3 protein-coding genes and 2 pseudogenes are annotated in these 3,508 nt (G+C 71.6%); 3 read left to right on the top strand and 2 right to left on the bottom strand.

Annotation, left to right across the window (positions count from 1 at the left end):
• Nucleotides 1–231: 231 nt before the first annotated feature.
• Together CCN35_RS27985 and CCN35_RS26615 are read left to right on the top strand one after the other, a co-directional pair.
• Nucleotides 232–312, top strand: a pseudogene (locus CCN35_RS27985) (universal stress protein); the annotation flags it as partial.
• A gap of 131 nt (nt 313–443) precedes the next feature.
• Nucleotides 444–1,859 (top strand): amino acid permease, encoded by a 1,416-nt coding sequence (locus tag CCN35_RS26615; protein WP_067388519.1) that lies wholly within the window; start codon nt 444–446, stop codon nt 1,857–1,859.
• A 46-nt stretch (nt 1,860–1,905) separates the two neighbouring features.
• Here CCN35_RS26615 and CCN35_RS26610 read toward each other — a convergent pair whose 3' ends face one another.
• On the bottom strand, nt 1,906–2,730 hold the full coding sequence (locus CCN35_RS26610; RefSeq protein WP_067388517.1) for an alpha/beta fold hydrolase: 825 nt from the start codon (nt 2,728–2,730) through the stop codon (nt 1,906–1,908).
• A gap of 57 nt (nt 2,731–2,787) precedes the next feature.
• Between CCN35_RS26610 and CCN35_RS26605 the strand changes: the two genes are divergently transcribed.
• Nucleotides 2,788–3,261: a MarR family winged helix-turn-helix transcriptional regulator gene (locus CCN35_RS26605; RefSeq protein WP_067388515.1), complete on the top strand. Its 474-nt coding sequence runs from the start codon at nt 2,788–2,790 to the stop codon at nt 3,259–3,261.
• Nucleotides 3,262–3,310: 49 nt separating this feature from the next.
• Here CCN35_RS26605 and CCN35_RS26600 read toward each other — a convergent pair.
• Nucleotides 3,311–3,508: pseudogene (locus CCN35_RS26600) on the bottom strand (CapA family protein); the annotation flags it as partial.

The following is a 3,508-nucleotide window of genomic DNA, read 5'->3' as shown; positions in this document are numbered from 1 at the left end:
CTGCCGGCCCGCTCGAACCGGTGCGCCCGCGGCTCGTCCCGCTCCGCATGCCCGTGCTGCTCCGTCACTCCTGCGAGGCCGGCGGCCCGGCAGCACCCGGGGGAGGGAAGGCGCCCGGCCCGCCTCCCCGGGCGCCTTCCCTCCCCCGGGTGCTGCCGGGCCGCCGGCCTCGCAGGAGTGACGGAGCAGCACGGGCATGCGGAGCGGGACGAGCCGCGGGCGCACCGGTTCGAGCGGGCCGGCCACCGGATCGCCGGTTCGGTCGCGGTCCGCCTGGCCGAGGCGGGACGACGGCCGGCGACGGTGGTGCCGCAGCCGGTGGGCCCGACCGGCTGTCGCCCCACCCCGGTCCGGCCGTATGCGGGGCGATTCTCCCCGGCCCGGCGGTGCCGAGCCGGTACGATCCGCCGTCAGCCGTTGCCGTATGCGAAGAGGTGAGGCAGATGGCGGGACTCCGGGCGGGTGAGGGCATTTTCCGCCGCAAACCCATTGAACACATCGAGGAGACGGAAGCCGCCGAGGGACCCCGGCTGGAACGGACGCTCGGGCTGTGGCAGCTCACGGCGATCGGCGTGGGCGGCATCATCGGCGCGGGCATCTTCACCCTCGCCGGCACGGTCGCCAACGGCACGGCGGGTCCCGGGGTGCTGGTGTCCTTCCTCATCGCGGGCGTGGCCAGTGCGGCGGCCGCCCTGTCGTACGCCGAGTTCGCGGGGATGATCCCGAAGGCGGGCTCGGCCTACACCTACGGCTACGCGGTGCTCGGCGAGTTCGCCGGCTGGTTCATCGGCTGGGACCTGCTGCTCGAGTACACGGCGATCGTGGCCGTGGTCGCGATCGGCATCTCCGGCTACTTCGGCTTCCTGATCGAGAACCTGGGCGCGGATCTGCCCGCCTGGATGCTGGGCGCGCCGGGCACCGGCGCCGGGCACAAGGTGGATCTGTTCGCGGCGCTCCTGTGCCTGCTCATCGCCTGGCTGCTGACCCTGGGCATCCGCAACGCGGCCCGCTTCGAGACATTCGTCGTGGGGCTGAAGGTGCTGGTGGTCCTGGTGGTGATCCTGGTCGGCGCCTTCCACATCACCACCGCCAACTACCACCCGTTCTTCCCCTATGGGATCAGCGGGGTGTTCACGGGTGCGGCGACCGTGTTCTTCGCGGTCTTCGGCTACGACGCGATGTCGACGGCGGCCGAGGAGTCCAAGGACGCGCAGCGGCACATGCCGAAGGCGATCATCTACTCGCTGGTGATCGCGATGGTCCTGTACGTGGCGGCCTGTCTGGTGCTGACGGGGATGCAGAACTACCGGTACATCGACAAGGAGAGCGGCTTCTCGACCGCGTTCCAGTCGGTGGGGCTGAACCGGCTGGCGGACCTGATCGCGGCGGGCGCGATCATCGGCATCCTCACGGTGATGTTCACGTTCATGCTGGGGGTGACCCGGGTGTGGTTCGCCATGTCCCGGGACGGGCTGCTGCCCAAGTGGTTCGCGAAGACGCACCCCACACGGCATGTGCCGACCCGTGTGACCTGGATCGTCGGGGTGGCGTCGGCCGCCATCGCCGGCTTCCTGCCGATCGCGGAGGCGGCCGAACTGACCAACATCGGCATCCTGCTGGCGTTCGTGGTGGTGTGCACGGCGGTGATCGTGCTGCGCTACCGGCAGCCGGACCTGCCGCGCAGCTTCCGTACGCCGTGGATGCCGTTCGTGCCGGGGCTGGGTGTGGTCTTCTCGATCTGGCTGATCACGTTCCTGCAGTGGCAGACCTGGGTGCGGTTCGCGCTGTGGTTCCTCGCGGGATGCGTGTTCTACTTCGCGTACTCGTACCGGCATTCGGAACTGGCCAGGCGCCGTTAGGGCCTGGCCGGGCGTCAGGGAGCGGCCGGGCCGTCAGGGGGTGCCCTCAGCGGTCCGGAAGCGTGCGGAGGAAGTCCGCGACGATCCCGTTGAAGACCTCCGGCCGCTCCAGGTTCGGGTAGTGCGCGGCGCCCTCGATCGTCACGGAGCGGCCGTCGGGGACGGTACGGGCGAGGCGCTCGGCCTCGGCGATCAGGTCGGGCGCGTCGAGGGCGCCGTTGACGGTGAGCACCGGGACCGCGATCCCCGGCACGCGCGCCCAGGTGTCCGTCAGGGGGACGTGCCAGTCCTTCTCGTCAGGGGTGTGCTTGGACAGGGTGTGCAGCGCCATCTCGCGCAGCCGGCGCGGAATGTCCGGGCCGAGGTCGTCGGGGGTGCGGCCTCGGCCGGCCGCGAAGCCCAGGAGCGCCGTGAGCCAGCTGTCGACGTCACCGGCGCCCAGGGCGCGGAGGCAGTCGGCCTGCATCCGCTGCGCCCAGGGGTCGGTGTACCGGAACTCGCTGGTCGCGGCGCCGCAGACGACCACTCCGCGGACCAGTTCCGGGTACTCGATCGCGGTGTCGGTGGCGACGGCCCCGCCCATCGAGAGGCCGACGAGGGCCGCGGGGCCGGCGTCGAGGTGGCGCAGCAGTCCGGCGAGGTCGTCGGCCCACCGGAAGGGCCTGGTCGCGTTGGCGGAGAGGCCGTGGCCGCGCATGTCGGGGGCGACGATCCGGAATTCCCGGGCCAGCGCCGCGATCTGGGCGTCGAGGACCCGGTGGTCGACCCATCCAGAGTGCAGCAGGACGACCAGGTCCCCGCTGCCCTGGTCGAGGTAGGCGAGGTCGCCGTCCGAGGAGGGGAAGAAACGGAGGTCCGCAACAGCAGTCATGACAACCAAGGTGTCATCTTCTCACCATTTTGACAACCAAGGTGTCATGATGGTCCGGTGAACGACATCCATGCCCCTCTCCCCCCGGACGAACTCGGCCGTCGTCTCACCGAGGTGTTCGACCTGGTGGGCCCGCTCTACCGGCGTGTGCAGCGCAAGGTGGAGCAGGACCAGGCCGCGGCAGGACTGTCCGTCGGCATACGGGCCGTCCTCGACCTGCTGCACAAGCACGGGCCGATGACCGTCCCGCAGATGGGCCGCGCTCAGGCGATCAGCCGGCAGTTCGTGCAGCGCATGGTGAACGACGCGGCGGCGCGCGGCCTGGTGGAGAGCGTGCCGAACCCGGCCCACCGGCGTTCGCCGCTGATCCGGCTCACGGACGCGGGCCGGGCCGCGATCACCGCGGTGCTCACCCGGGAGCACCTGCTGCTGCGTCAGGTCGGGGGCGGTCTGACGGAGTCCGATGTGGAGGCATGTCTGCGCGTCCTCCGCGAGATGCTCTCGCTCTTCGACCACGTGGACGTCGACTGACCGCTCGACACACGCGCCCGGCCGGCCGCGCGGGTGCCGGCCGGCCGCGTCACCGCCCCATCATCAGCCCGTGCTTCGCCGCGCCCCGGCCGAGCACCACGGTCTGGAGCCGGTCCCGCACGCCCTGCAGATCGGCGCCCCGGGCGATGGCCTCGCCCACGTTCACCACCCGGCCGGCGTCCGGGTCGAACACCGCGGGAAGGAACTCGGCACGGGCCACCTCCCAGCGCCCGCCCGGCCGGGCGGG

This window comes from Streptomyces thermovulgaris (assembly GCF_002155915.1).
GTDB lineage: Bacteria > Actinomycetota > Actinomycetes > Streptomycetales > Streptomycetaceae > Streptomyces > Streptomyces thermovulgaris.
Note: the sequence above shows the minus strand (reverse complement) of the source record. Positions and strands in the feature narration are given on the sequence as shown.

Excerpts from the sequence above, each read along its gene's own strand:
- CCN35_RS26610 (WP_067388517.1), bottom strand. The coding sequence starts at position 2,730 with ATGACTGCTGTTGCGGACCTCCGTTTCTTCCCCTCCTCGGACGGCGAC.
- CCN35_RS26615 (WP_067388519.1), top strand. The coding sequence starts at position 444 with ATGGCGGGACTCCGGGCGGGTGAGGGCATTTTCCGCCGCAAACCCATT.